This is a genomic window from Thiocystis violascens DSM 198 (genome assembly GCF_000227745.2).
GTDB lineage: Bacteria > Pseudomonadota > Gammaproteobacteria > Chromatiales > Chromatiaceae > Chromatium > Chromatium violascens.
Window position 1 is genome coordinate 537,145 of record NC_018012.1, and the last position, 25,754, is coordinate 562,898.

Consider the following 25,754-nt stretch of genomic DNA (forward strand, 5'->3'; position numbering starts at 1 on the left):
CAGATTCATCGGAACAGACTCATCGGCGCTGCCGCAATGCCTCGTACAGACAGACTCCGGCGGCGACCGAGACATTCAGACTCTCGACCTGGCCGCGCATGGGCAGACGGACCAGCCGGTCGCAGCGCTCGCGGGTCAGGCGTCGCAGACCCTGGCCCTCGCTGCCCATGACGAGCCCCAGCGGACCGGTCAGATCGGCCGCGTAGAGGTCGATGTCGGCCTCGCCGGCGGTTCCGGTCAGCCAGACCCCCCGCTCCTTGAGGTCTTCCATGACGCGGACCAGATTGGTGACCTGAAAATACGGCAGGGTTTCGGCCGCGCCGCTGGCGACCTTGCAGACCACGGGGGTCAAACCGACGGCGTTGTCCCGGGGGGCGATCACGGCCTGAACACCGACCGCTTCGGCGGTGCGCAGACAGGCGCCGAGGTTGTGCGGATCCTGCACCTCGTCGAGCAGGAGCAGAAAGGGCGGTTCCTGGAGACCGTCCAGGAGTGCCGCGAGATCCTGTTCCGAGCGCGCCGCCGGAACCCGCACCCAGGCCAGGACGCCCTGATGGTTCGCCCCCTCGGCGCCGCCGTCCAACTCGTCGCGGTCCACCTGTCGGACCTTCACGCCCGCCTGACGGGCCAGCTCCGCCACCTCGGTCAGCCGTCGATCGCGTCGGGTGTGTTCCAGCCAGAGTTCGGCGACGCCCTCGGTGCCAAACTTGAGCGCGGCGCGAACGCTGTGGATGCCGCTTACCGGGGAGAGGTCTTTCATCGTCAGGACTCAGGCGCGGAGCTGGAAGGTTTGCGCTTGCGACGGTTGCGCGAGCGCGGCTTCTTGGTTGCCGCCGGTTCAGCCGCTTTTGGGCTACCCTCGTCGACGACTTTCCGCGTGCCCCGAGCGGACGTTTTTTTGCGAGCGACCTGGCCGGCGGACTTGCGACTGCCCTGTTCGGCGGTCGGCTTGGGGGCGGCGTGCCCGGAAGACGTGTCGCCGCCCGACTTCGCGGACTTGCGCCCGCCCGATCCCGTGACCGGGACCGGCACGAAATCGATCTTGCGATCATCCAGATTCACCGCGGCGACCTGAATCCGCAGCCGATCGCCCAGACGATAGACCATCCCGGTGCGCTCGCCATGCAGCCGGTGGCCGATAGGGTCGAAGTGATAGTAGTCGTTGTCGAGCGCGGTGATATGCACCAGTCCGTCCACATGCACCTCGTCGAGCTCGACGAAGATGCCGAACGAATTGACGCTGGTGATGGTGCCGTCGAACTGCTCGCCGAGCTTGTCCTGCATGAACTCGCACTTGAGCCAGTCCTCGGCGTCGCGGGTCGCCTCGTCGGCGCGCCGCTCGGTACCCGAACACTGCTCCCCGATCTGTTGCAGGTCGATCTTGGAATAGTCCAGGGTCGCCGCCGTCCCGCCCGCGAGCAGATGCTTGATAATGCGGTGGACGATCAGATCCGGATAACGGCGGATCGGCGAGGTGAAATGGGTGTAGGCATCGAAGGCCAGGCCGAAATGGCCGACGTTGTCCGCGCTGTACATCGCCTGCTGCATGGAGCGCAGCAGCACGGTCTGAATCAGACGACGATCCGGACGCTCCTTCACCTGCTCCAGAAGCTGCGCATAATCGGCGGCGGTCGGCTTCGCGCCGCCCGGCAGCTTCAGGGCCAACTGACCGAGGAATTCGCGCAGATCGGTCAGCTTTTCCTCGCTCGGCGTGTCGTGGATGCGATAAAGCGCTGGAATCCGCTTGCGCTCGAACAGACGCGCGGCGGCCACGTTGGCGGCCAGCATGCACTCCTCGATCAGCTTGTGGGCGTCGTTGCGGATCAGCGGTACCACCGCTTCGATGCGGCCCTGATTGGTGAACTCGAACTTGGTTTCCGTGGTGTCGAAGTCGATGGCCCCGCGCTCGACCCGCGCCGCGTGGAGCACCTGATAGAGCTGGTAAAGTTCGTGCAGACGGGGCAACAGATCCGCGTATTGCGCGCACAGCTCGGCATCGCCATCGACCACCATGGCCGCGACCTGATCGTAGGTCAGGCGTGCCTGGGAGCGCATCACGCCCTCGAAGAAGCGGGTGCGCGTGACCTTGCCTTCCGCATTGATATAGAGTTCGGCGGTCATGCACAGCCGATCCACCTGGGGATTCAGCGAGCAGAGTCCGTTCGACAGAACCTCCGGCAGCATGGGGATGACCCGATCCGGGAAATAGACCGAATTGCCGCGCGATTTGGCCTCGGTGTCCAGCGCGGTGCCAGGGACCACGTAGCTGGAGACGTCGGCGATGCAGACCAGCAGCTTCCAGCCCTTGGGCTTGCGTTCGCAGTAAACGGCATCGTCGAAATCACGCGCATCGGCCCCATCGATGGTCACCAGCGCCAGCTTGCGCAGATCGGTGCGGCCCTCCTTCGCCGTCTCCGGCACCTCGGCGGTGAGCCCGGCGACTTCCGCCTTGACTTCCTCGGGCCAGTCCACCGGCAGATCATGGGTCCGGATCGCGATGTCCGTCTCCATGCCCGGCCCCATGTGATCGCCAAGCACTTCCACGATGCGCCCGATGGGCTGGGTGCGCGAGGTTGGCTGATCGGTGATCTCGGCCACCACGATCTGACCCTGCTGCGCGCCCTCCATGCGGTCGCTCGGGATGACGATGTCGTGGGTCAGGCGCTTTTTGTCCGGCATCACGAAGCCGACGCCGCTCTCTTTGTAGAGACGCCCGACCACGGTACGGGTATTGCGCTCCAGGATCTCCACCACTGCGGCTTCCAGACGCCCGCGCCGGTCGCGTCCGCTGACCCGCACCACGACCCGGTCGCCGTGGAAGAGCGCGCGCATCTCCTTCGCGTAGAGATAGAGATCGTCGCCCCCTTCGTCGGGACGCACGAAGCCGAACCCGTCCGGATGACCGATCACCCGTCCCGCGATCAGATCGCGCTTGTTCACCAGACAGAACGCCTGGTTGCGGTTGCGGACCAATTGACCATCGCGCACCATGGCGCCGAGTCGGCGTTCCAGCGCGATCCGATCCTCTTCATCGGTCAGGGTGAGGGTGGTGGCCAGCTCCTCGAAGGATTGAGGCACCCCGTTGCTGGTGAGCGTGTCGAGGATAAACTCGCGGCTCGGGATGGGGTTGGCATATTTCTTCGCCTCGCGTTGGCGATGCGGATCCGCGTCTCTGGCGGTGCTGGAAGGCTGACGTTTTGCCACGTGATCTCGTGAATTCTCAAAAAGGCCAAGTGTACCGTTGACAAGCCCGGCGCGTCTCACTAATATTCGCGCCTCGCTCGGTGTCGTCATCGCTCGCTTGATGTCACTCCAAGCCTCATGCCGAGGTGGCGGAATTGGTAGACGCGCATGGTTCAGGTCCATGTAAGCGAAAGCTTGTGGAGGTTCGAGTCCTCTTCTCGGCACCATCATCTTCAAGTATTGAAAGCAGTGTCTGTTTTCGATTCTCCATGAATACCCAAAAAGCCAGGTAACTAACTCAAGTTAGCTCACTTGGCTTTTTGTGTTTTCATCTGGCATCGCCGTTTTGTCGTAGCCGTTTACCCAATCCCTTTAAAAACCCTGCCGCGAAGGCTTTCCCGTTCGGCAATTCTCGGTTTGAACGTAACTCTGTTCGCCTTATCTGCCAGCAGCGCAGCGCAACGGCATCGTTCAGGCGATGTTTGGAAAAGTTCGCACCGGATTGCATCTACTCCCATCAAGTTAAGCCGTTCATGGTTCGACAAGCTCACCACGAACGGCTCGAACGGCTTAATAGAGAATGGGTGGTTGATCGCTAGCCATTCGCCGCGCCTGAACGCCGCCCTACGAACAGATAGTAAGGCACCCGTAAGCCGGGCAGGTAGGGAACGGGGGCACGGCGTTCCAGCAAGTCATGCGCGGGGAGCAAGTGCCGCAGCAGACCTAGATGTTCCGGGTTCGGATGCACGCCATCGTGTCCGAACCAGCGCGGCCAGAACCAGCGTGTGACGGCGTCGTGACGCACCGTGCCCGGTCCGCCGGCGGCGTCCGATACATAGAAATCGACGACGCCGAGCATTCCGCCCGGACGCAGCATCTCGACCGCATTGGCGATGGCCCCGCGCCAGTCGGGGATCATGGTCAGCGAATAGGAAAAATAGACGACATCCGGCGGGATGTCCGGCCGATAGGTGGTGGCGTCGGCCTCGATCACGCGCACGTTCGCCATGCCCGCAGTGCGTTTGCGCGCCTGCTCCAGTAGCGCGGGACAGAGATCGACCAGTTCGACGCTGGCGAAGCCGTCTAGCCGCGCGCCGAACGACATCAGGTTGCGTCCGGTGCCGCCGCCCAGTTCGAGAATCCGCGATCCCGGCGGCGGATCGAGCAGCCCGACCAGCTCATCGCGCCCCTTGAGCAGACGCTCGCGGAAGCGGTCGTAATCCCCGGCCTGCGGGCCATAGAAAGCCTGGAGTCGCTCGGCGTGCGAGCCGCGCCGGGGTTGTCCGCGCAGCAGGCGGTAGAGGACTCGGGCGTCGTCGGCGATCATGCGCGCACGTCGGCGATATGAAAGCCGGCGTAGGTGTGGACGCGATCGTACAGACTGAGTTCGCGCGCTAGTTCGGGATGAAATTCCAGATGGTCGCGCAGACGCGCGCGGGTCGCGCCCAGTTCGATGCGGTCGAGATAGGTCGGAGCGGCATGGGCGCTGCGGAAGATGACACGGGCATTGGCGGTCGCCCGCGACAGGATGGCGAGCCATTCCTCCTCCAGCGCTTCCGGATAGTAGGAACTCATCCAGTCCATGTGATCGAGCAGCACGAAGCGCGAGATGGGTTCCTCGCCGCCGCGCAGGAAATCGGTGACGGTCGAGGTGTGCAGTTCGATCCGGTCGACCAGCCCCGCCTTCAGCGCAGCGAAGTTCTCGGGTTTGAGATATTCGGGGCAGCACTGCTCGCTGTAGCGACCGCGCACGTAGACCGACCAGAAATAGTTGGTCGAGAGCGGCAGTTGGCGGAAGACGTATTCGATCGACTCGCGCACGAATCCGGCGACCCCGTGCGCGTGCTGGGCTTGGACCTCCTTGCGTTGCGGATGCGGCACCCCAAGCATGCTCATGGTGAGCTGGCGCGAGAGCGTCCAGTTGACGCTCGGAGTCCAGATCAGGGGTTGTACCCGGGTGTCGTAGACATGGCGCTGGTCGTCGAGCGTGCGGGTCTCGAACAGCTCCCGCACGCTGGCGGCCAGACGCGGACGCGCCTTGAGATAGGTCTGGAAGAGACGCGCGACGATCCCGGACAGGCCATGGAAATAGAAGCTACCGTTCGGATTGCCGAACCAGGCCGCGCGGCGATCCCAGAAGGCGAGGGCGGAGGGCGACAGCTCGGCGCGCAGCGCGTCGCGGTAGAGGTCGCGAAATTCGGGATGATAGCCGTGGCCGAAGACGGCGAAGAAATCCGCGTGATCCAACCGGCGGATGCCCGCGAGCTTGAGTTCGAGCAGCGCGTTCTGACGCGGATTGGCGTCGACCGCGTGGATGCGCCGGGGGCCGGTCAGGGCATAGTCGAGCACGTTGCAACCGGCGCTGGTGATGACGAGCAGGGTATCGTCGGAGGTCAGATTGAGCGCGATCCGGTCCACCGCCGGGTCTTCCCAGCAAGTGTTATAAACCAGCGCGCGCGAATAGATCGCGTTGAAGACGTTTTGGTCGATGCGGTCGGCGAGCGTCGGGGTGGCCTTGGTCGCTGTGGTCGTGGTCGCTGGCGTGTTCAAAGTGTGGCTCCCGGCGATGCGGCGTCGCGGCCCATCACCAAAGTCGGTTGGCGAAAACCGATGCAGGATAACGCGTGTGCGTGACCGTTTCGTTGAGGCTTTGCGACGGAACGATTGCGCCGGGATGACCGCGGGGCGGATGGGAACGCGCGGCATCGGATTGTGAAGCCGTTCGTGGTTCGAGGGCCTTGCCGCGAACGGCTTCGGGATCGACATGAACGGCTTCAGGAGACGGCGAACGTCAGGCCATGCTGGAGAATTGTCGAGAAATCGCGGGCGGCGTTTGCTCGGATCGTCCCTTGGGATCAAAATAGATCGACCGGCATCAGGATGCCGAACGATCGTTTCCCGGTCTCGCGCCGCTCATCCCCTGTTCCGGCAGAAGTCCGGGCGGAATTCGCGATTCGCGGTCGTCGTCTCCTGACGCTCCACCCCATGAACGCGCGGAGTACAACCGATGTCCGAAAAGGCCCCCTGGATCACCTTCCGACCCGAACTCAAGGTGCTCGACTGCACCATCCGGGACGGCGGACTGGTGAACGCCCATCAATTCAGCGACGAGTTCGTGAAGGCCGCCTATCGCGCCTGCGTCGAGGCCGGCATCGATTACATGGAGATCGGCTACAAGAATTCGCCGAAGGTCTTCCCCAAGGACAAGTTCGGCCCCTGGCGTCATTGCGACGAGGCGGATCTGCGCCGGGTGGTGGGCGATCACGATCCGGTCAAGACCGGGCTCAAGCTCGCGGCGATGGCCGACGCCGGCAAGAGCGACTGGCAGACCCAACTGGTCCCCGCCGCCGAGAGTCCGCTGTCGATGATCCGTGTCGCCTTCTATGCGCACCAGGTCTCGGAGGCGGTGGATATGATCCATTACGCGCACGAACTCGGCTACGAAACCACCTCGAACCTGATGGCCGTCTCCAATATCACCGAGGAGGAAATCGATACCGTCCTGGAAGCCATCGAGCCCACGCCAGCCACCACCATGGTGATCGTCGACAGCTTCGGGTATCTCTATCGCGAGCAGGTCGACCGGCTGTACCGAACCTATGCGGCGGCGCTCCGAGGGACCGGCAAGGAAATCGGCATCCACGCCCATAACAACCTGCAACTGGCCTTCGCCAACACCATCGAGGCCATCATCCTGGGCTGCAACCGGGTCGATGCCACCATGTTCGGCTTCGGGCGCGGCGCGGGCAATTGTCACACCGAGATCCTGCTCGGCTTCCTGCGCAACCCCAAATTCGATGTCCGTCCGGTCATCGAGATGATCCAGAACCACTTGCTGCCCCTGCGCAAAAAACTGGATTGGGGGCCATCCATCCCCTACAACATCACCGGCCAGCTCAACCAACATCCGCGCACCGCCATTGAGTGGCGCGAGGGTTCCACCCCGGACGATTTCCTGGGTTTCTACGATAAAGTGGTGTCGGAGAGCTAAGCCATGTCCGATGAAGCGACCCTGATCCTGGACGACAAGCAGTACCGGTTTCCCATCCGCGAAGGCACCGAAGGCGAACGCGCCATCGATATCCAGGATCTGCGGGCGCGGACGGGATACGTCACGCTCGATCCCGGCTACGGCAATACCGGAAGTTGTCAGAGCGCCATCACCTTCATCGACGGCGAGAAGGGCATCCTGCGCTATCGCGGGATCCCCATCGAACAGTTCGAGGAGGGGCCAAATTTTGTCGAGGTGGCCTGGCTGCTGATCTTCGGGCATCTGCCCAACGACGCCGAATATCAAAATTTCGCCGCGGATCTAACCACTTGCGCCAATCTCGACGAAAGCATGAAGCATCATTTCGAGGGCTTCCCGCGCTCCGCGCCGCCAATGGCCATCCTCTCGGCGATGATCAACGCGCTTTCCTGCTTCCATCCGGAATTCTTCGATCTGGAGGACGAAGACCATTTTCGGGTCGCCGCCGCCGGGATCATCAGCAAAATCCGCACCATCGCGGCCTATGCCTATCGCCATTCCATCGGCCAGCCCTATATCTATCCCGATCCCGGCCTGCGGTATGTGCCCAATTTTCTGCACATGATGTTTTCGCAGCCTTACGCGGAGCATTTCTGCGAGCCAGTGGTGCGCGACGCCATCAATCTGGTGCTGCTGCTGCACGCCGATCACGAGCAGAACTGCTCGACCTCGACCGTGCGCATGGTCGGCTCCAGTCAGGCCAACCTCTTCGCCGCCTGCGCGGCGGGCGTGTGCGCGCTCTGGGGGCCGCTGCATGGCGGAGCCAATGTCGCCGTGCTGGAGATGCTCGACCAGATCCACCGGGGCCACATCAGCCCGGAAGACTACGTGCGCATGGCGAAAGACAAAGACAGCAAGGTGCGTCTGATGGGCTTCGGCCACCGGGTCTACAAGAATTTCGACCCGCGCGCGCGGATGCTGGCGAACGTGGCGGAGCGTCTGCTGCCCACGCTCGGGATCCAGGATCCGCTGCTCGACATCGCGCGCCGGCTGGAAGAGATCGCTCTGGAAGATCCCTATTTCATCGACCGCCAGCTCTATCCCAACGTCGACTTCTACAGTGGCATCATCATGCGCGCGGTGGGCATCCCGACCAATATGTTTACCGTCATGTTCTCGATGGGCCGGCTACCAGGCTGGATCGCCCATTGGTGGGAACAATCGCGGACATTGGGCAACAAGATTGCCCGGCCGCGTCAGCTCTATGTCGGTCCTGGCGTGACGGATCATGTGCCACGGGATGCGCGGACGTGACAGCGGATCGACGTTAGCCGAGAGCGTGTCGCAACGCCGCCTCGACCCGAGCGGGATTGATCGGAAAGGGTCTGGTCCACGTCCTTCCAGTCCATGAGGTGTTGCAAGCATGAATACGTCCCCGTGGTCGAATGTCGAGTTGATTCAGGGGCCGGGGCAGTCTTCGCCGAAGATGGCGCGAGGGCGGCGCTGGAAGGTCTTTCTTGGCGTTTTCCTCCTCGCCACGGCTGTCGGTCTGGCCATCGTCTACAGCCGGGAACCGATCTATCGCGCCACGGCCTCCGTGCTGACGGTCAAACCCAAGGCGGTCGATACGCCAAGTGCCGCCGCCGATCTTGAGCATGTGGCCATCCAGTCCCGCCTTCTGCTGGGCGAGTCCCTTCTCGACCAGGTGGGCCGGCGGCTGGCGGAGGAGGGCGAGACCGAACTCGCGCGGCAAGACGTTCTGCGCGGCATGCTGTCGGTCATTCCGGTGGCGGAGACCAATCTGCTGGAACTCCGCGCCGAGGGTAGCCCGCCCGAGCGATTACAGCGAATCGTGAACCACTGGGCCGCCGCCTATGAAGGTTTGCGTGCCGAGGAGATCGCGGCGGCGACGGAACGCACCACCGCCGAACTGGAAGACGAACAAGAGCAGTTGGCGCGCAAAATCGAGGCGGCGCGCACGCAGCTTCAGACCTTCCGCGAGCGACACGATATCGTCAGTCTCGAACGCGAGGAGAATCGCACCCTGTCCTCGCTCAAGGGACTGAACGACTCGCTCAACAAGGCGCGCGCGGAATGGATCGCCGCCAAGGCCGCGCTCAAGTCGACCGACAGCGCCATCGCGCGAAACGAGACCGTCGCGCCGCCGGAGCAAAAGGCGGATCTGGCGCGATTGACGCTCGCGGTGCAGCGTGCGCGCGATCATCTCGACGATCTCAGGGGGCGTTACACCCAAGAGTATATCGATCGGCATCCGTCGTTCCGGGATCTGCCGGCTGAACTTCGATCCCTGGAGTCGGAGCTGGAGCAGGCCGTCAAACTGGCGCGCATCACGGCCCGGGATGACGCACGACAGAACGTGGAAAAGGCGCGGGATTCCATGAACCAACTGGAACGCAGTCTGGAAGAGCAGCAGCGGGGCGTCCAGGTTTTCACGCAGCGTTTCAAGGAATTCTCGGCCTTGGAAGAGGGGCTGTCGCGGCTGGAAGGTCTGTTCGCCGACAACCAGGAGCGGCTTGCCCAAATCCAGGTGCGCAATCTCGAAAAATATCCACCCATCCAGGTCGTGGAATGGGCGCATGCGCCAACCCGGCCGATCCATCCGAACTATCCCCGCGACCTGCTCATTGCGCTGGCATCGGCGTTGGCGTCGGCCCTGTTCGCGACCTGGCTGTTCGATTATCTGAGCGAGCGGGCGCAACCGCAAAACGTGTCATTCCTCGGGATGCGCATCGATCAGAGCGGGCGCTTCCAGCCACTGGGAAACAGCGCAGCCGCCAACGAGCTGTTACAGGGTGGCGCGACGACGACCGACTTGCTGCCCTCGGATGACGATTCTCGGCCTGCGCCGGTCATCGAATTGTCGCGGCTGCCGCGCGAACTCGCCTCGTCCGAGATTGCATCGGTCCTGAACGCGGCCGATGCATTGACCGCGGCCTACTGCGTTTTGCTGTTATCGGGGGTCAAACCGGCGGAGTTCGCGTCGCTTCATCCAGGTTGTCTGAACGAGAAGGCCGGTTCGATCTCGGTGCCTGGCGCGGAGGCACGCGATCTCGTTCTGGCGCCTGGCGCCTGGCGTCGTCTGACGCCGCTGATCGTGGATCTGGAGAGTGGGGCACAGCCCTGGTCGCCCAAGGATCTGGATGCCCATTTTGGCGCGGCCGCGCTAGCCGCCGGTCTCGACGACAGGCGTCGCGTCACCGCGCTTGCGATCTGGCAGAGCTATGTCTTCTATCTGGCCCGTCAGGGTGTTGGTCTGGCGCAACTGCGACAGCGCGTGGGCGATTTGCCGCCGGCGATCCGCAAGGCGCTGGCGTCTTTTGCGTCTTCCAACGCGCGTCTTGCGCTGAGTGACGTTGACTGGTTCCACCCGGTGTTGAGCGCCTGAACACGTGTCTGTCAATGGTGTGCCACCGGCAACCAATGAGCGCGATCCGTCCCGCTAATCGTCAAGAAAAGGGTCGTGCGTGTTCCCGGAAAGTCGCGGCAGACTCTGATCGAGAGCCCGCGAGCGATTCTGCGCCTCGGCGAGTTGCTCCGGCGAGAGCCGATGCCGCAGCCGGTCGCGGTCGCTTTCAGAGGATTGATCGCCGCGTGCCGAGGCGAGATTCAGCCATGTATAGGCTTCCACCAGATTTTTCTCGAAGCCACGTCCTGCCTTCATCAGTTTACCCAGGTGCGACATGGCCAGGGAATCGCCCTGTTCGGCGGCCCGGCGAAACCAGATCGCGGCCTCCTGGTCGTCCTGAATGACGCCGCGTCCCTTCTGATAGAGCTTGCCGAGCAGGAATTGCGCGCGCGCATGATTCTGCTCCGCGGCCTGGCGGATCCAATGGGTGGCTTCGTCAAGAGCCACCGGTTTGCCGCGGTCCCAATGACGTTCGAGGATGGCAAGTCCGAGCCGGTATTGCGCATCCGGATCGCGATTCTCGGCGGCTTGTCGGGTTGCGGGATCGAGGTCCGCGGCCCTCGGAGATGTCTCAACAGGAGCGAACGCGGATGTCGTCTGGTCAGGCGGAGAATCCCCGACCGGTTGCGCGGAAAGCGGTGCGCCAGGTTGAGATTGCAGCGCCCAAACGAGGGCGCCCGCGATGGCAAGGAATGCAAGCGACCCCATGCTCCAGAACTGAATCAAAAGCTGATCCGTCGACAGAAAACGCATCCCGCAGTCACGACATCTGAACCAGGAAGAAAACCATCTCCGATGCTCGGAGCGGGGTTGATAACTTGACTTCCTGGTTTTCAAGCTTCCGCATTTTGGACATTTTTCCATGATTATTTCCATGATAATGATGTCAACGGCTTTCAATCGAGAAGAAGCCGCTAAGTATAACCGGACAGTCACCCTCAAGAGAGCCTTGGGGGCGAACGAGAAATCGTCATCGCCCGACCCGTCATCTGTCACCCGTCATGGTTCGACAAACTCACCAAGAACGGATTAAATTTGGTCGGAGAACTCCTGGAAATTCGCCTGAATGGCGACTCGCCAGGTCGGCATCAGCCCAATCGATCAACACAGGGGTCAGGTATGGCACTACGGATCAAAAGTCATTGGCAGAACGAGGAGCGGGAACGGTCGCTCCCGGAGATCGCCGGCGCGCTGGCGTTCATTGCCTGGCGGATCGCCATGGAAAAGGCCATCAATCTGCACTGTGAACGTTTCGTCTATGCGAGCGACGAACAGCGTCTGCTGGTGATTCAGGAATATCTGGTGTTCCTGATCCAGATCGCCGACCGGCTTTCGCACGGTCCGTTGCACGACGAGGATCGCCGGATCCTGGTTACCGAGTTCGCCAGGAAAGTCTTCGGGCATGTCCAGGACAACAGCCAGGATCTGCTCGGACCCGGCGACTATGGCGGCCCCTTCATCGCCCGGCTGAACGCGCGTTCGGACGAATATGCCGAATCTCAGTTTGGCGCCGACGGACCCAGCTATGCGCTGCTGCGTCACCTGGGGTTCGAGATCCAGGCACTGATGGGCATCAGCCAGGAAAACCGCTGGGTGATCGATCAGGTCATGGACCGGGATGGCTGGGATGCCTATAAGACATTCGCCAGAGCGTTCCGCGACCTGTTCGAGTGATTTCGCATGAAAACGCTTTCCAGCCTTGCTTTTTGAGTCATCGACCGCCATGATTCGACCGTCGCGCCAGGTCTCGTACCGCGCCTTCCGCTCCCAGAGACACCCCGGCGACACAATCCATCGAGGCGATAGCGCCCTCATCCGTCCAACTCGATCTCTGAAACGCGGCAAAGAACGCGGCATTCGGTCGAGCTTATGGAGAAAGTCAAGCATGCTCATGAAGATAGGCGGGGATACGCTCGCACTGGATGCCGATATCCGTCGTCAGATCGAATCCGAGGCAATGAAATTCGCGGCCCGGTTTCCCGATGGGCAGGTCGATGCCCAGGTCACCATTCAAGAAGAGTTCGACCCGCTGCACGGGCACCGTGTCCGTTGCGAATTGAGTGCCAAGGTCGGCGCCGGTCGTCAGGTGGTGGTGCGCGACGCGCGCAAGACCGCCAACGAGGCGATCCGCGAGGTCTTCAATGCCGCGGGCCGCAATGTCCGTCGCTTGCGCCGGCAACACATTCTGAGTCTGGCCCCCGTGCGTCCAGCGCTCCTGCCCGCGGCTCAGGCCGCTGGTCGTTGATTCCCGCTCCCGATTTCTCCTTGCGCGTCCCGTGCGATGTCGATGAACGGTCTTGACTGACCTTGCTCAGACCTTATGTTCGAGGTTCTCATCACTTCAACCGCGTCTCGCCGACCGCCATGAGCGACTCCAGGGCTCAGGCTACCCGCCACAAGGCATCTCGCGCCGGACGTGTTTAACGTCATCGCTCAGGAGTTCATCATGAAAGTTGCAGTGATTGGCGGTACCGGATTCGTTGGCTTCCACCTCGTGCGGCATTTGATCGCCGCCGGTCATCTTCCGCGGCTGCTGGTGCGACCAGGCAGCGAGGGCAAGATCGAGCGGATCGCCGACTGCGAGATCGTTCACGGGCATGTCGGGGATTCCGCGACCTTGACCGATTGTCTCGCCGGCGCCGATGCCGTGATCTATCTGATTGGCATCCTGCGCGAGTTTCCCGCGCGCGGCATCACCTTCGAGGCGCTTCAGCACCAGGGCGTGGTCGACACCATCGCCGCCGCGCAGGCGACCGGCGTGGGGCGTTTCCTGCTGATGAGCGCGAACGGGATTCGCGCCGACGGCACGCCCTATCAGTGCACCAAATATCAGGCCGAACTGGCGCTCAAGGCGTCGGTGCTGCGCTGGACCATCTTCCGGCCCTCGGTGATCTTCGGCGATCCTCAGGGGCGCATGGAATTCTGTTCGCAGCTCAAGAAGGACATCATCGACAGCCCACTGCCGGCGCCGCTCTTTTTCAAGGGCCTGCTGCCCACCGGCGCCGGCACATTCGAGCTGGCGCCGGTCAGCGTCGAGGATGTGGCCAAGGCTTTCGTGATTGCCCTGGCCGAGCCGCGCACCGAGTCCCAGACCTATAGCCTGTGCGGTCCCCAGCGGTACACCTGGAAGGCGATCCTGAGCACCATCGCCGCCGCGTCCGGCAAGACCAAACTCATGGCGCCGGCTCCGGCGCTGGCGGTTCAGGCCGTGGCCGGCGTCTTCGATCGGTATTCCTGGTTCCCGATCTCGCGCGATCAGATCCAGATGCTGATGGAAGGCAACGTCTGCACCGAGAACGACAGTTTCGCGCGGCTGGGGCTGACGCCCACGCCGTTTGGAGTCGATCAATTACAGTATCTCTAAATCCATGCGCCACGAACCTTCCGACTCGATCAACCGGCCCGGTACCCGCAAGCTGGGATCCCTGATGCGCCTGCTGCGCTTCACCCGACCCTATGTCCGCCATCTGGCCGCCGCCGTGGTGGCGTTGCTGATCGCCGCCGGCTCCGTGCTGGCCTTCGGACAGGTGATCCGGGTGGTGGTGGACTCCGGGTTGGGCACCGGGTCGGCGGAGGCGCTGAACCGCTCGCTGCTGCTGTTTCTGGGCGTGGTGGTGCTGACGGCGGCCTCGGTGATGGCGCGCTCCTATCTGCTCAACTGGATCGGCGAGCGGGTGGTCGCGGATATCCGCAAGGCGGTCTTCGATCGGGTTCTCGAACTGGACGTGGGCTTTTTCGAGGTCACCCGCGCGGGCGAGGTGATCTCGCGCCTGACCAGCGATACCGCGCTGCTGCAGGTGGTGGTGGGCTCGACGCTGGCGATGGCGCTACGCACCTCCCTTTTGATGCTGGGCGGTCTGGCGATGCTGGCGGTGACCAGTCCGGGGCTGACCGGATTGGTGCTGATCGGTCTGCCGGCGGTCATCGGTCCGGCCTGGTTTCTGGGACGGCGGGTGCGCAAGCTCTCGCGCTCCAGTCAGGATCGCATCGCCGATGTCGGGGCCTACGTGGACGAGGTTATCCACGGCATTCGCACCGTGCAGGCCTTCTGTCACGAACCGCTCGACCGCCGGCACTATGGCGATCAGGTCGAGTCGGCCTTCAACGTCGCGCTGAGCCGCTCGCTGACCAGCGCCGTGCTGTCAGGTACGGCCACGCTCTTGACCTTCGGCGCCATTGGCGTGGTGCTGTGGATCGGCGGGCATCAGGTGCTGGCCGGCACGCTCAGCGGCGGCGAACTCTCCGCCTTTCTGTTTTATGCCGTGGTGGTCGCCGGCGCGGTCGGGTCGCTGAGCGATCTGATCGGTCAGTTGTTGCGGGGGGCCGGCGCCAGCGAGCGTCTGATGGAACTGCTGGAGATTCGCCCGGCGATCCTGCCGCCCGCGGAACCGGAGTCGCTGCCCCTGCCGCCGCGCGGACAGATCGAATTCCAGGGGGTGCGATTCGTTTATCCGGCGCGTCCCGAAACGCCGGCTCTGTCGGATCTGACCTTGACCGTCGAGCCGGGCGAACGGCTCGCGCTGGTCGGCCCCTCGGGCGCGGGCAAGACCACGCTCTTTCAACTGCTGCTGCGGTTCTATGACCCCTCGGCGGGCGTCATTCGGTTCGATGGTGTCGACATCCGCCATCTGGACCCCAAGGATCTGCGCGGGCGTCTCTCGCTGGTACCGCAGGATCCGGTCATCTTCGGGGCCGATGCCTGGGAGAACATCCGTTATGGAATGGAATCGGCCAGCGATGCCGACGTGCGCCGCGCCGCCGAGGCCGCGCACGCGGTCGAATTCCTGGATCGTCTGCCTAAGGGTTTCGATACCTATCTGGGCGAACGCGGGGTGCGGCTCTCGGGCGGGGAGCGTCAGCGGATTGCGATCGCGCGCACCATCCTGCGCAATCCCACGCTGCTGCTGCTCGACGAGGCGACCAGCGCGCTCGACGCCGAAAGCGAGCGACTGGTTCAGGATGCGCTGGAAACGCTGATGCAGGGCCGCACCAGCATCGTCATCGCCCATCGACTGGCGACCGTGCGTAACGCCGATCGGATTTTGGTGCTTGACCAGGGACGCATCGTCGCCTCCGGCCGTCACGAGCAACTCATGTCCCAGGGCGGACTCTATGCGCGCCTCGCCTCGCTGCAGTTTCAGGAGCCCGAGGCGATCGTCAGACCGAGGTTGCGGGCGGCGGCGAATTAGGTTCCGTTGGCGATGCGTCAATTCAACTCGGGCGTCTCGCCAGTGGCGATATAGATAATGCGTTCGGCGATATTGGTCGCCCGGTCGGCCACCCGCTCATAGTGGTGCGCGATCCATAAGAGTTCGATTCCAGCCATCGAGGTTTGCGGATTGCCGCAGATCCAGCCCGCGATTTCCTGGATCGTTTCACGCTCCTGAGCGTCGACCTCGTCTTCGCGCGCCACGGCGATACGAGCCTGCTCCGCGTTGGCATTTCGCGCATAGGCCTGCATGACATCGCTGAACATGGACGCGGCCATCTGGCCCATGGCAGCGATGTGGTCGACCGGATCCGCCGGAAACGCCTGCCCCTCGGCCCGCAGGAGGATGCGTGCGACGTCGGCGGCGTGATCGGCGACCCGTTCGAGTTCGGCGATCATCTCCATCGAGGCCCCGATCAGGCGCAGATCGCGGCCAGCGGGCTGATGCGCGGCCAGCACCACCAATGCCTCCTGCTCCAGGGCGCGACGCTCGCGGTTGATTATTTCATCGCCCTCGATAATTTGACTCGCGAGCGCGAGATCCTGTCCGCGCAGTGCGTCGAGTGACGCCCGCAGGGCCGTCGAGACCAGATCGCCCATCGCCAGGATGCCCTCTCGGAGTGTCTCGCGCTTTTTTTCGACCAACAGCTGCATCTCGTTCATGGCGTTTCGTCTCGTCGTGTGGGGCGTGAGGTTGACCGCGCCATCGGAAGCGGTCTGTTGAGCCACTCACTTTACCGACAAGGTTTGACGATTTTGTGACATCCCTGGAGGCGGGGGCGATTCTTCCGGAAGGGTGAGGGCGGATCCGCGCGGGTCGGGGTCATGGCGAAAGACCAGACCGGAACTGCTCGCCTTGGCCTGATGTTTCATCGCGGCGATGATCCGGCTCAGACTGTCGACGCTGACGAAGTCCTCGCCGGGACGGATCTCGATCACGGCCGCGCTGCAGCGCATCAAGGGCATGTCGCGCTCCTCGCCGAAGCGGTCGCGGGCGCGCAGGTGTCCGCGGCGGCGATCCTCGGGATCATAGAGACTTTGCACGTCGGCGCCGAATTTCCCGAGCAGATCGCGCATCTGGCCAATGACCTGGTGGGTTGGGGCGTTTTGGGTTCCGGCAAAGAAGTCGTCGCCGCCGATGTGTCCGATAAACCAGGCGCCGGTGCCCAGATGTTTCTGAAGGAGTTCGGCGAACATCAGGATGGCGCGGTCGCCCAGGCGAAAACCGTAGTGGTCGTTGAATGCCTTGAAGTTGTCGAAATCGAAATAGACCAGATGCCAGGTGCTGTCGCGCTCGTCGAGGATGCGCGAGACGTATTCGTGGATGGGGATGTTGCCGGGAAGCTTGGACAGTGGGTTCTGATCGCGCGCCGCGGCGAGATTCTTCTGCTCGACAAGTTGCAGCAGCGAGGTGGCCGAGATGAATCCCAGATAGCGGTCATCCTGCGTGACGATCAGTCCGGCCGGATTGATCGCGGCTGAAAATGCCTCCAGCAGCCGCTCGGCGGAGACATGGGTGTCGACCGCCGGACAGGGTCGGGCAAAATCCCGCAGCGAACGGCTGAACGCCGGGTTGACGATGAGTTCGCGCCCGTAGATGGAATAGATGTACTCCTTGATGTCGACCTCGTGGATCAGACCCAACGGGCGTTCGGCGCCATCCAGCACCGGAATGACCTGGTGGACCTTGGTCAGACGAAACGCCTCGAACATGGCCTTGACGCTGGCGCTGACCGAGAGCGGCGGAATGCGTTCCAGACCGTTCTGGATCAGGGCCAGATCGCCGTGCGACTCGCGCCGGTCGCGCCGGTTGATCTCGATGACCTGTTCGTAGCTGGGCCGCAGCGCGTCGATGTCCAGTTGCGGGCGGGCGATCAGATATCCCTGGACCAGATCGCAACCGGCGTCTTTGCACGCGAGAAATTCCGCTTCGGTCTCGACACCCTCGGCGACCACGCTGATTCCCATGACATGCGCGAGTTGGACCGTGTTGGCGACGAACAGACCTTTGCGGTGATCGTCGGCGATGCCGCTGATGAAAAAACGGTCGATCTTGAGCAGATCGGGCGGATGCTCGTAGAGCAGGCGCAGACCCGCGTAGCCGCTGCCGAAGTCGTCGATGGCGAGATGAAAACGGTGGCGTCGATAGGCGTCGATCAGCTCGGCGACTTGCGGCGATGCGGTCAGGCTGGCATTTTCGGACAGCTCCAGACAGATGGTCTCGGAACCCAGGCCATGCCGGCGCAGCAGTTCGCTGGTGATCTCCGGGCGATCCAGATCCAGGAGCCGCGGATCGAGATTGAAAAAGAGACGGTAACGTCCGGCATTCGGCAGTTGCGCGAAGCGCGCGATCGCCAGGTCGCGCAGCAGACTGTCCAAGGCGCCGGCGAAGCCGTGATTCCAGGCATGGTCGAGCAAACCGAAGACATCCAGGAAGCCGAGTTCGGTCACTCCCCGCAGCAACGCCTCGTGGCCATAGACGCTTCCGGTATGAATATTGACGATGGGCTGCAATGCGTACGCCAGCGTCTCACGTGCGCGCGCGAAGAAGATTTCCTGGTGGGTGGAAGAGACGTGCGTCCGGTTCGCCGCGATTCCAGACGTCTCCCAGGCGTCGTTGCGGTCGACCGTCATGTGTGCGCTCGCATCCATGGGTCGGCCTCAATGGATTCGAAAATAGGCGACGCGCTCCCGGAGTGCGTCGGACAGGACGTTCAGGTGCGCGCTCTGGTCGAATCCAGTCTCGGCGGCATCGGCATGTTCCTGCGCCAGCAGGCTGATCTGGTTGATGGAGGCCGCGATTTCCTCGGCCATCCGGCTCTGCTCCTCGGCGGCGCTGGCGATCTGGTGCGTCATGTCGGTCAGGATGCCGACCGATTCGGAGAAGGCGTCGAGGTTTAGCACGGCCTGACCATAATGGTCCACGCTTTGCTTGGCCCGATCGCGGTTGGCGTGGATCACGCCGACGGCCTCTTTCGAGCTGCTTTGCAGCGCGCCGATCATGGTTTCGATCTCTTGAATCGAATGGTGGGTGCGGGTTGCCAGTTGGCGGACTTCGTCGGCGACGACGGCGAAACCGCGGCCATGTTCGCCGGCCCGCGCCGCCTCGATGGAGGCGTTTAGGGCCAGCAGATTGGTCTGGCTGGCGATCGTGCGGATGACGTCCAGGACGTTGCCGACGGCCTGGCTGCGATCCGCCAGACCAAGCACCACGCTCGCGGCCTGATCGATCTCGACCGCCAGTACCCCAATGATGTCGCTGGTCCGTTCGAGAATCTGGCGGCTGTGTTCGATCCGCTGGCGCGCCTCGGTCGTCGCCCCAACGGCGCGCGTGGTGTGCGTGGCGACCTCCTGGGCGGAGCTGGCCATCTGGGTGACGGCGAGATCCACATGCCCGGTCTCGGCCTTCTGACGATCGAACTGAATCTTGCTGGTTGCGGCGAGACGCGCCATGTCGCCGGCCGAGTGGTGGAGATCGCCGCTGGCGGAGTGAAGATGGCCGACGATGTCCCGAATGCGCTCGACCATGGTTTGCATGGCGCGCATCAACCGACCCACTTCGTCCTGGCGATTCGTCTCGAAAGAAATGCTGAGATCGCCATCGGCCAGCCGGGAGACCGTGGCGACCGCCTGGTCGAGTGGCCTCAGAGCATGCTGCATGTACCAGAACAGTCCAATGGCGGCCAACACTAGGAGCAGGGCCACGCTGGAGTAGGCGATCCATTCGAAGCGGCGCTGCGCGGCATGGATGGCGCTCTCGTCGGCAATGCCGATCAGATGGGCGAGCGGTTGTCCGTCGATACCCTGAATGGGCAGGATGGCGACGGAATAGGTCGCTTCGCCGATGGTTTTCGTGTCCAGAACGCTTACGCCCAAGGGCGGCAGCGCGAAACCGAGTTGCTCGAACAGCTCCGGGCGAGTTCCCGCGAATAACCGACCGTCGGCCCCGGCCAGGTAGACCTCGGAGCCATCGATCGTTTTGAATCGCTCCAGGGTCTCGGTCAGTGGCTTCTGGAAGACAACGGCGCCGATGGGCTGGTGTCGGATCGAGAGCGTGAAGGTCAGGAGGGCGACCGGTTCGCCGCTGGCGTTGCGACCGATGCTCCGAAGCGGTTTTTCGCTGCCGAAATTGACCCGCATCAGCGAGGCGACATCTTGCGGCGCCTGGTTTCCCTCGGAACAGCAGAGCGGATGTTGCACGGCGTCGAACAGATAAAGCTGATCGAAATAGCCTTGATCGCCAATCAGATTGGTGAGCGAGTCGACCGCCTGCCGCAATCCGGTGGCGTCGCCTTGCTTCAACGCCTGCCGGAGCGCGAAATCCGCCTCGAAGTCCGCGATCCCGGTTTCCATGCGTTCGTAGAGTCGTTCGGTGACCTGGCTCCAGAGCAGGTTTTTACTGGTGGTCACCTCGTGCGCCAGACGTTCGTGCAGACGTGCCTGACCAAACTGGGCCACGACGATGAGTGTGGCGGCAACGACCAGCGTGACTGAAATGGCGACCAGGGTGACGCTCTTGCGGATACTCATAACCTGTTCTAGCCCGTGAAATGTCTCTTTAGCGATGAAAGAGGCGTACTAAGTCCGGAGTAAAGCAGACAAGGGTTACCGCTTTATGAAAGCAGCCGGGTTTTGCAGCAGGTGTGTTCAAGGTCCAGTGCGTGGAGGATGCGCTGACACAATTCCTCGGGCGTGCGCGAGATCAGTTCCTCCGGGATACCGGCCTTATCGGTAAGATGCCGATAATTTTCGAAGCCGTAGGACACCATGAAGGGGTGCATTCCGGAACCGATGGCGGCGCGGAAGTCCTTGCGTTCGTCGCCGCAGGCATAGGTTCTGGCGGGATTGATGCCGAACTGCTCGCGGACGGTGCGAAAACAAGCGGTTTTCTCTTGGGACAGCGGGACATGGACGAGAAAGTCCAGCGCGTCCGTCTCGATGCCGTGGCGCGCGAACAGGCACCGAAGCGTTTCCTCTGGGCGGTCGGTGATGTTGCGGGTGACGACGCCCACCTTGATCTGCGGCGCCGCGATAAGACGCTGCATCAAGGCGGCGATGCCTGGAAACAGTTGGGCTTCCTCCCGATAGACCTCGGTCAGCGTGGCGATGAGCGTGCCGCGTTTGCGTTTGCCGATCTGTCGGCTCAGGTTTTTGGGAAAGACCTTGACGCCTCCCAGATATTTGAAGAGATGCCGGCGTTTTTGAAAGGTTTCCAGATCGCCCAGATCCATTCCGAGTCGAGCGAAGGTTTCCGCAATGGCGTCGAAGGCGTCGATGGTGGTGCCGTCGGCGTCCAGAATGACTAATTGCTCATCGTTATACATCGGTCAAGACGGCGCTGGAGCGGTCAGGGTAGGGCGCGAATGGCATCGAGCGTCGCCTCGTAACGGTTTTTCCACTGCTCGGGCAGGGTGGATTCCTTGGCGCCCTGACAGCCGCCGACATCACGCAGGATGGTTGCAAAGTCCTGTTCGAGTCGCTGCTCGGCGCGACGGTAACTGCGTTCGGGGAAGAGGTCATCCTTGACCGTCAGGACAGTGATGCGCAGCTTGCCGACCAGCAGTTTATTCAGATTCTCCATGCGGCGCCCGGAGACATCGCCCCGGCAACGGGCGTGGTACAGATCCGCCACGGATGCGGCCTCGACCGCCTCGACCAGAATCTTCCGTGTTTCCTCGTCCGGGACATCCGCGGCGCCGGCCACGCTTGCGATGCAGGCCAGGAGGATCAGCCAGGTCAGCGGATGGCGAGACAGCGGTGCCGGTCTTGGGCGCCGGCCTCCGAAACGCGACGAGAGACCGGTGCGGGTAAGCGCGGCAAGCATCGACTGTCGTTGTGTTGTGTCGGTGGCGAGTCCCACGATCAATCTCAACTCCGTCCGTATACGGGGATGGCCGCGCCCGTGATAGCACGGGAGGCATCCGAGGCGAGAAAGAGGACGACCTCGGCGAGCGCGTCGAGCGAGACCCAGGTTGAAAAGTCCTGATCGGGCATGGCCGCGCGGTTCTGGGGCGTGTCGAGCGTGCCGGGCAGGAGACAGTTCACGTTGATTCCCTGATGCTTGAGTTCATCGGCCAGGCTTTCGGTCAGGGCGATGACCGCGGCCTTGGATGCGCAGTACGGGGCCATGTGCCCGCTGCCCTTGGTGGCGGCGCGGGCGGAGATGTTAACGATTCGCCCGCTGCCGGCGTCCAGGAGTCGGGGGACCGTGGCACGGACGCAATTGAACACCGTCCGGGCGTTCAGGTCCATCATGAAATCCCAATCCGCGTCGCTGGTTTCATGGACGGGCGGCCCCATGGTGAAGCCGCCGGCGAGGTTGGCGACCACATGCAATTGCCCGAAACGCGCGATGACCTGGTCGACCATCGCCGAAACCGCCGAGGGTTGCAAGAGATCCGCGGCGAAAATGTCCGTTTCGGGATCGGGTCCGAGTGCCTGTTGCGCGTCGGCGAGAGTTTGCGGATCCCGACCGACCAGTGCCAGTCTGGCGCCATGCGTCGCGAAAGCGCGGGCGGTCGCGCGCCCGAGGTTCCCCGCTGCGCCCGTGATGAGGACGGTCTTGCCCTTGAGATGCTGCACGGTGTGGTCTCCTGAAACGAAGGTCTGTGGCGAATGCCGACTCAATGTCAAAAGGTGGGGTTCTGGACGATGAGGAACAACGTTCGGGCGAGATCCGGATCGGTATCCCGCACCATGCGACCCGCGCCCCAACCCTGTATGATTCGGTTCGTGAGCAATCGATTCGGATTCATCCGCCGCCTGTTATGGACCTCCGACTGGATCCAGGTCGGCATTGCCCGTGCGCGGCGGATTCATGGGCGCGGTTTCCTGTTGAACGGATCGCTGACATGATCGAACTTCTTTTTTTGTTGTTACCGGTCGCGGCGGCCTCTGGCTGGTGGCTATCGCGGCGCGATTCGCGGGCCAAATGCGACGGGCTGGGACCGGCCCATCCGGATTTTCTGCGCGGACTGAATTATCTGCTGGAGGAACAGCCCGACAAGGCGATCGATCTGTTTCTGAAGCTTGCCGAAGTGAATGGCGAGACGGTAGAGACCCATCTGGCGCTGGGCAGTCTGTTTCGTCGTCGCGGCGAGGTGGATCGCGCGATTCGCATTCATCAGAACCTGGTCGAGCGCAAAAATCTCAGCGCCGAGCGTCGCGGTTACGCGCTGTTCGAGCTGGGTCAGGATTACATGTGCGCGGGGCTGCTGGACCGGGCCGAGGTGCTGTTTCAGGAACTGGTCGAACTCGACTTGCATCGCAAGCGGGCACTCCATGCCCTGCGGGATATCTATCAGCGCGAGCGCGACTGGGCCAAATGCCTGGAGGTCGCGGAGCGGCTCAGGCCAATGACCGAGCAACCCATGGCGGTCGAGATCGCTCACTATCATTGCGAACTCGCCGAAGACGCGCGGCGCAAGGATGACCGGGAAACCGCGCAGCGGCAGTTGCTGCTGGCCCAGCAGGTCGATCCCAACGGCGTGCGTGCGGCGATGCTGGAGGGGCACGCGGCGCTGGACGACGGCGATCCGCAACGGGCCGTGATCCTGTTTCTGCGCGTGGCCGATCGGGGGGCCGCGTATGTTGCCGAGATTCTGCCTTCGCTCATCGACGCCCTGCGGCGCTCGGGTCGGGATGAGGTTCCCGAACTGCTCGGGGATCTGGCTCGCCGTCATCCGAGTTCGCCCCTGATCCTGAGCCTCGCCGAGGTCTTGGAGCAGGCGCGCGACGCCGAGACCGCCCTCGATCTCTTGACCGAGTATCTTTCCCGCCATGCGGATCTGGCGGCGCTCGAACGTCTGCTCGACCTCCTGGCCCAGGAGGCGGATGCAACTCGCCAGAACCGCCTGCGGGTTGCGCTGAACGTGACGCGACACCTGCTGGCTCGCCACCCCGTCTATCAATGCGAACAGTGCGGCTTCCAGGCGCGCTCGTTGCATTGGCAGTGTCCCAGTTGTAAAAGCTGGGGGACGGTCCTGCCGGTGCAGCCCGAGCCCATCGTCGCCCCTGAAATATCGCCGGAACGCCGGTTCGCTTGATCTGGTGCGTCTTCCATGCTTAACCGCCCAGTCGCCACATGAGTGAAGAACGCCGTGTCTCAGTCTTTAACCCCGTCTCCGCGTATCATCGTCGCACTCGATTTTGCCGCCCAATCGCCCGCGCTTGCCCTGGTCGAACGACTCGACCCGGCGCGTTGCCGACTGAAAGTGGGTAAGGAACTCTTTACCCGCTTGGGGCCGGCATTCGTCGAAGCGCTTCAGCGGCGCGGTTTCGAGGTGTTTCTGGATCTCAAGTTCCATGACATCCCCAATACGGTCGCGGCGGCCTGCGAGGCTGCGGCCGACCTGGGCGTGTGGATGGTCAACGTGCATATCGCGGGCGGTTCGCGAATGCTGACGGAGACCCGCGAACGCCTGAGCCGGATGGCCCGTCCCCCCCTGCTGATCGGCGTCACGGTGCTGACCAGCCTGGACGAGACCGACCTGGCGGCGATCGGTTGTCCTGGCACGCCGCGCGAGCGGGTGCTGGCGCTGGCGCGTCTGGGGCAGGCCGCCGGGCTGGATGGGATCGTTTGCTCGCCGTTGGAAGCCGCCCTGGCGCGGGCGGCGCTGGGGCGTGAGTTTCTGTTGGTGACGCCCGGCGTCAGGCCCGCCGGGGTGTCCGTTGGCGATCAAAAGCGCGTCATGACGCCCGCCGAGGCGGTGGCCGCCGGGGCCGATTATCTGGTGATCGGGCGTCCGATCACCCAAGCGGCCGATCCGCTGGCCACCATCGTCGAGATCGAACGCGAGCTTGCGGGTCCGCCCGCAATCCCGTGAGTATTCTTGACCGCGTCTCGCCGTTTGCCGTGGATCCTGGCATCTCCGGGAATCTTCGCGACAACTCGGATCGTTTTGAACGCGGTTTCACCATGAACCACTATTTTCATCAATCTTAAGGAGCAACAGCGATGGCAAAGATTCGTAAGGCAGTATTTCCAGTGGCTGGACTTGGGACGCGGTTTCTGCCGGCCACCAAGGCCAGTCCGAAGGAAATGATGCCGGTTGTCGACAAGCCACTGATCCAATACGCCGCCGAAGAGGCCGAGGCGGCGGGCGTGGATCAGTTGGTGTTCATTACCGGGCGGAGCAAACGCTCCATCGAGGACCATTTCGATAAAGCCTACGAGCTTGAGGCAGAACTCGAAAGCGCGGGCAAGCAGGATCTGCTGCGCATCGTGCGCGGCGTGCTGCCGGCACTGGCCACCTGCATCTATGTTCGCCAGGCCGAGGCATTGGGTCTGGGGCATGCGGTGCTGTGCGCCAAGCCGGTGATCGGCGACGAAGCCTTCGCGGTGCTCCTTGCCGACGACCTTATTCACAGTCCCGCCAAGGGTGTGGTCGAGCAGATGGCGGATGTCCATGCGCGCTATGGCTGTAGCGTGCTCAGCGTCCAGGAAGTGCCGCGCGAGGAAACCCATAAATACGGCATCGTGAAAGTCGAGAAAGGGCGCAACGGCGAGTTGCGGGTCGTCTCCATCGTCGAAAAACCGGCGCCTGCGGACGCCCCCTCGAATCTGGCGGTGGTCGGGCGTTATCTGCTTACGCCCAGGATTTTCGATAAACTCGAAAACACCCGCGAAGGCGCCGGCGGCGAGATCCAACTGACCGACGGCATCTCCGATTTGCTCCAGGACGAGCACGTCATCGCGCATCCCTTCGAGGGCAAGCGCTATGACTGCGGCAGCAAGCTGGGATATCTGCAGGCGACGGTGGAATATGGTCTCGCGCATCCCGAGCTTGGCGAGCGGTTTTCGGCCTATCTGCGCGCGTTTGGGCAGTAGATCGATTCTTTGAGTGCATCGGGACGAACGGAAAATCCTAAGCCTCTGAGGGTTAAGCCGTTCATGGTTCGAGGGCCTCACCACGAACGGCTTAACTTAATGGCAGTGGAGCGACGGAGGCGCGCATGGAAGGCGC

General features: G+C 63.0%; 21 protein-coding genes and 1 tRNA gene. 11 read left to right on the top strand and 11 right to left on the bottom strand.

The features are described from left to right. Positions 1–19: 19 nt before the first annotated feature. Positions 20–760, bottom strand: a complete 741-nt coding sequence (gene rlmB / locus THIVI_RS02500) for a 23S rRNA (guanosine(2251)-2'-O)-methyltransferase RlmB (protein WP_014777074.1) — start codon at positions 758–760, stop codon at positions 20–22. Positions 761–762: 2 nt separating this feature from the next. Next, positions 763–3,204 carry a ribonuclease R gene (gene rnr / locus THIVI_RS02505; RefSeq protein WP_014777075.1) on the bottom strand — a complete coding sequence of 814 codons (2,442 nt, stop codon included), beginning with the start codon at positions 3,202–3,204 and terminating at the stop codon, positions 763–765. A 119-nt stretch (positions 3,205–3,323) separates the two neighbouring features. Here rnr and THIVI_RS02510 point away from each other — a divergent pair. Further along, a tRNA-Leu gene (locus tag THIVI_RS02510) sits at positions 3,324–3,410 on the top strand. Between the two features lie 368 nt (positions 3,411–3,778). Here the strand turns inward: THIVI_RS02510 and THIVI_RS02515 are convergent. Together THIVI_RS02515 and THIVI_RS02520 are read right to left on the bottom strand one after the other, a co-directional pair. Next, the gene (locus tag THIVI_RS02515; RefSeq protein WP_014777076.1) at positions 3,779–4,510 is read right to left on the bottom strand and encodes a class I SAM-dependent methyltransferase; all 732 of its coding nucleotides are present in this window, start codon (positions 4,508–4,510) and stop codon (positions 3,779–3,781) included. After that, positions 4,507–5,733: a BtaA family protein gene (locus THIVI_RS02520; protein WP_014777077.1), complete on the bottom strand. Its 1,227-nt coding sequence runs from the start codon at positions 5,731–5,733 to the stop codon at positions 4,507–4,509. Before THIVI_RS02520 ends, THIVI_RS02515 begins: the two co-directional genes overlap by 4 nt. Positions 5,734–6,190: 457 nt before the next feature. Between THIVI_RS02520 and THIVI_RS02525 the strand changes: the two genes are divergently transcribed. The 3 genes from THIVI_RS02525 (at position 6,191) to THIVI_RS02535 (ending at position 10,559) form a co-directional block, all read left to right on the top strand. Continuing rightward, positions 6,191–7,174, top strand: a complete 984-nt coding sequence (locus tag THIVI_RS02525; protein ID WP_014777078.1) for an aldolase catalytic domain-containing protein — start codon at positions 6,191–6,193, stop codon at positions 7,172–7,174. Between the two features lie 3 nt (positions 7,175–7,177). Further along, the gene (locus THIVI_RS02530; protein WP_014777079.1) at positions 7,178–8,467 is read left to right on the top strand and encodes a citrate synthase; all 1,290 of its coding nucleotides are present in this window, start codon (positions 7,178–7,180) and stop codon (positions 8,465–8,467) included. Positions 8,468–8,576: 109 nt separating this feature from the next. Beyond that, a complete protein-coding gene (locus THIVI_RS02535) occupies positions 8,577–10,559 on the top strand; it encodes a GumC family protein (protein ID WP_014777080.1) in 1,983 nt (660 codons plus the stop codon). Positions 10,560–10,613: 54 nt separating this feature from the next. Here THIVI_RS02535 and THIVI_RS22475 read toward each other — a convergent pair whose 3' ends face one another. After that, the gene (locus tag THIVI_RS22475; RefSeq protein WP_157174342.1) at positions 10,614–11,576 is read right to left on the bottom strand and encodes a tetratricopeptide repeat protein; all 963 of its coding nucleotides are present in this window, start codon (positions 11,574–11,576) and stop codon (positions 10,614–10,616) included. 123 nt (positions 11,577–11,699) lie between these two features. Here THIVI_RS22475 and THIVI_RS02545 point away from each other — a divergent pair, with 123 nt between their 5' ends. From THIVI_RS02545 to THIVI_RS02560, 4 genes are all read left to right on the top strand, one after another. Continuing rightward, positions 11,700–12,254, top strand: coding sequence for a hypothetical protein (locus tag THIVI_RS02545; RefSeq protein ID WP_014777082.1), 555 nt, complete (start codon positions 11,700–11,702; stop codon positions 12,252–12,254). 211 nt (positions 12,255–12,465) lie between these two features. Continuing rightward, positions 12,466–12,825 carry an HPF/RaiA family ribosome-associated protein gene (locus THIVI_RS02550; RefSeq protein WP_014777083.1) on the top strand — a complete coding sequence of 120 codons (360 nt, stop codon included), beginning with the start codon at positions 12,466–12,468 and terminating at the stop codon, positions 12,823–12,825. A 201-nt stretch (positions 12,826–13,026) separates the two neighbouring features. Continuing rightward, positions 13,027–13,944: an NAD(P)H-binding protein gene (locus tag THIVI_RS02555; RefSeq protein WP_014777084.1), complete on the top strand. Its 918-nt coding sequence runs from the start codon at positions 13,027–13,029 to the stop codon at positions 13,942–13,944. A gap of 4 nt (positions 13,945–13,948) precedes the next feature. Beyond that, positions 13,949–15,769, top strand: a complete 1,821-nt coding sequence (locus THIVI_RS02560) for an ABC transporter transmembrane domain-containing protein (protein ID WP_014777085.1) — start codon at positions 13,949–13,951, stop codon at positions 15,767–15,769. A 17-nt stretch (positions 15,770–15,786) separates the two neighbouring features. Here the strand turns inward: THIVI_RS02560 and phoU are convergent, their stop codons facing one another. The 6 genes from phoU to THIVI_RS02590 form a co-directional block, all read right to left on the bottom strand. Then, positions 15,787–16,452, bottom strand: a complete 666-nt coding sequence (phoU, locus tag THIVI_RS02565) for a phosphate signaling complex protein PhoU (protein ID WP_014777086.1) — start codon at positions 16,450–16,452, stop codon at positions 15,787–15,789. Between the two features lie 66 nt (positions 16,453–16,518). After that, positions 16,519–18,441 (bottom strand): GGDEF domain-containing protein, encoded by a 1,923-nt coding sequence (locus tag THIVI_RS02570; protein ID WP_014777087.1) that lies wholly within the window; start codon positions 18,439–18,441, stop codon positions 16,519–16,521. Between the two features lie 9 nt (positions 18,442–18,450). Further along, on the bottom strand, positions 18,451–20,319 hold the full coding sequence (locus tag THIVI_RS02575; protein WP_014777088.1) for a methyl-accepting chemotaxis protein: 1,869 nt from the start codon (positions 20,317–20,319) through the stop codon (positions 18,451–18,453). An 83-nt stretch (positions 20,320–20,402) separates the two neighbouring features. Beyond that, positions 20,403–21,113 carry an HAD family hydrolase gene (locus THIVI_RS02580; RefSeq protein WP_014777089.1) on the bottom strand — a complete coding sequence of 237 codons (711 nt, stop codon included), beginning with the start codon at positions 21,111–21,113 and terminating at the stop codon, positions 20,403–20,405. 23 nt (positions 21,114–21,136) lie between these two features. Beyond that, positions 21,137–21,649 carry a hypothetical protein gene (locus THIVI_RS02585; protein WP_245537429.1) on the bottom strand — a complete coding sequence of 171 codons (513 nt, stop codon included), beginning with the start codon at positions 21,647–21,649 and terminating at the stop codon, positions 21,137–21,139. Between the two features lie 8 nt (positions 21,650–21,657). Further along, entirely contained in the window at positions 21,658–22,371 is a 714-nt protein-coding gene (locus THIVI_RS02590; protein WP_014777091.1) for an SDR family oxidoreductase, read from the bottom strand. Positions 22,372–22,640: 269 nt separating this feature from the next. Between THIVI_RS02590 and lapB the strand changes: the two genes are divergently transcribed. The 3 genes from lapB to galU all read left to right on the top strand — a co-directional run bounded on the left by lapB (position 22,641) and on the right by galU (position 25,618). Continuing rightward, the gene (gene lapB, locus THIVI_RS02595; protein ID WP_014777092.1) at positions 22,641–23,834 is read left to right on the top strand and encodes a lipopolysaccharide assembly protein LapB; all 1,194 of its coding nucleotides are present in this window, start codon (positions 22,641–22,643) and stop codon (positions 23,832–23,834) included. A gap of 54 nt (positions 23,835–23,888) precedes the next feature. After that, on the top strand, positions 23,889–24,614 hold the full coding sequence (pyrF, locus tag THIVI_RS02600) for an orotidine-5'-phosphate decarboxylase (protein ID WP_014777093.1): 726 nt from the start codon (positions 23,889–23,891) through the stop codon (positions 24,612–24,614). A gap of 131 nt (positions 24,615–24,745) precedes the next feature. Further along, a complete protein-coding gene (gene galU / locus THIVI_RS02605; RefSeq protein WP_014777094.1) occupies positions 24,746–25,618 on the top strand; it encodes a UTP--glucose-1-phosphate uridylyltransferase GalU in 873 nt (290 codons plus the stop codon). The last annotated feature ends 136 nt before the right edge of the window (positions 25,619–25,754 follow it).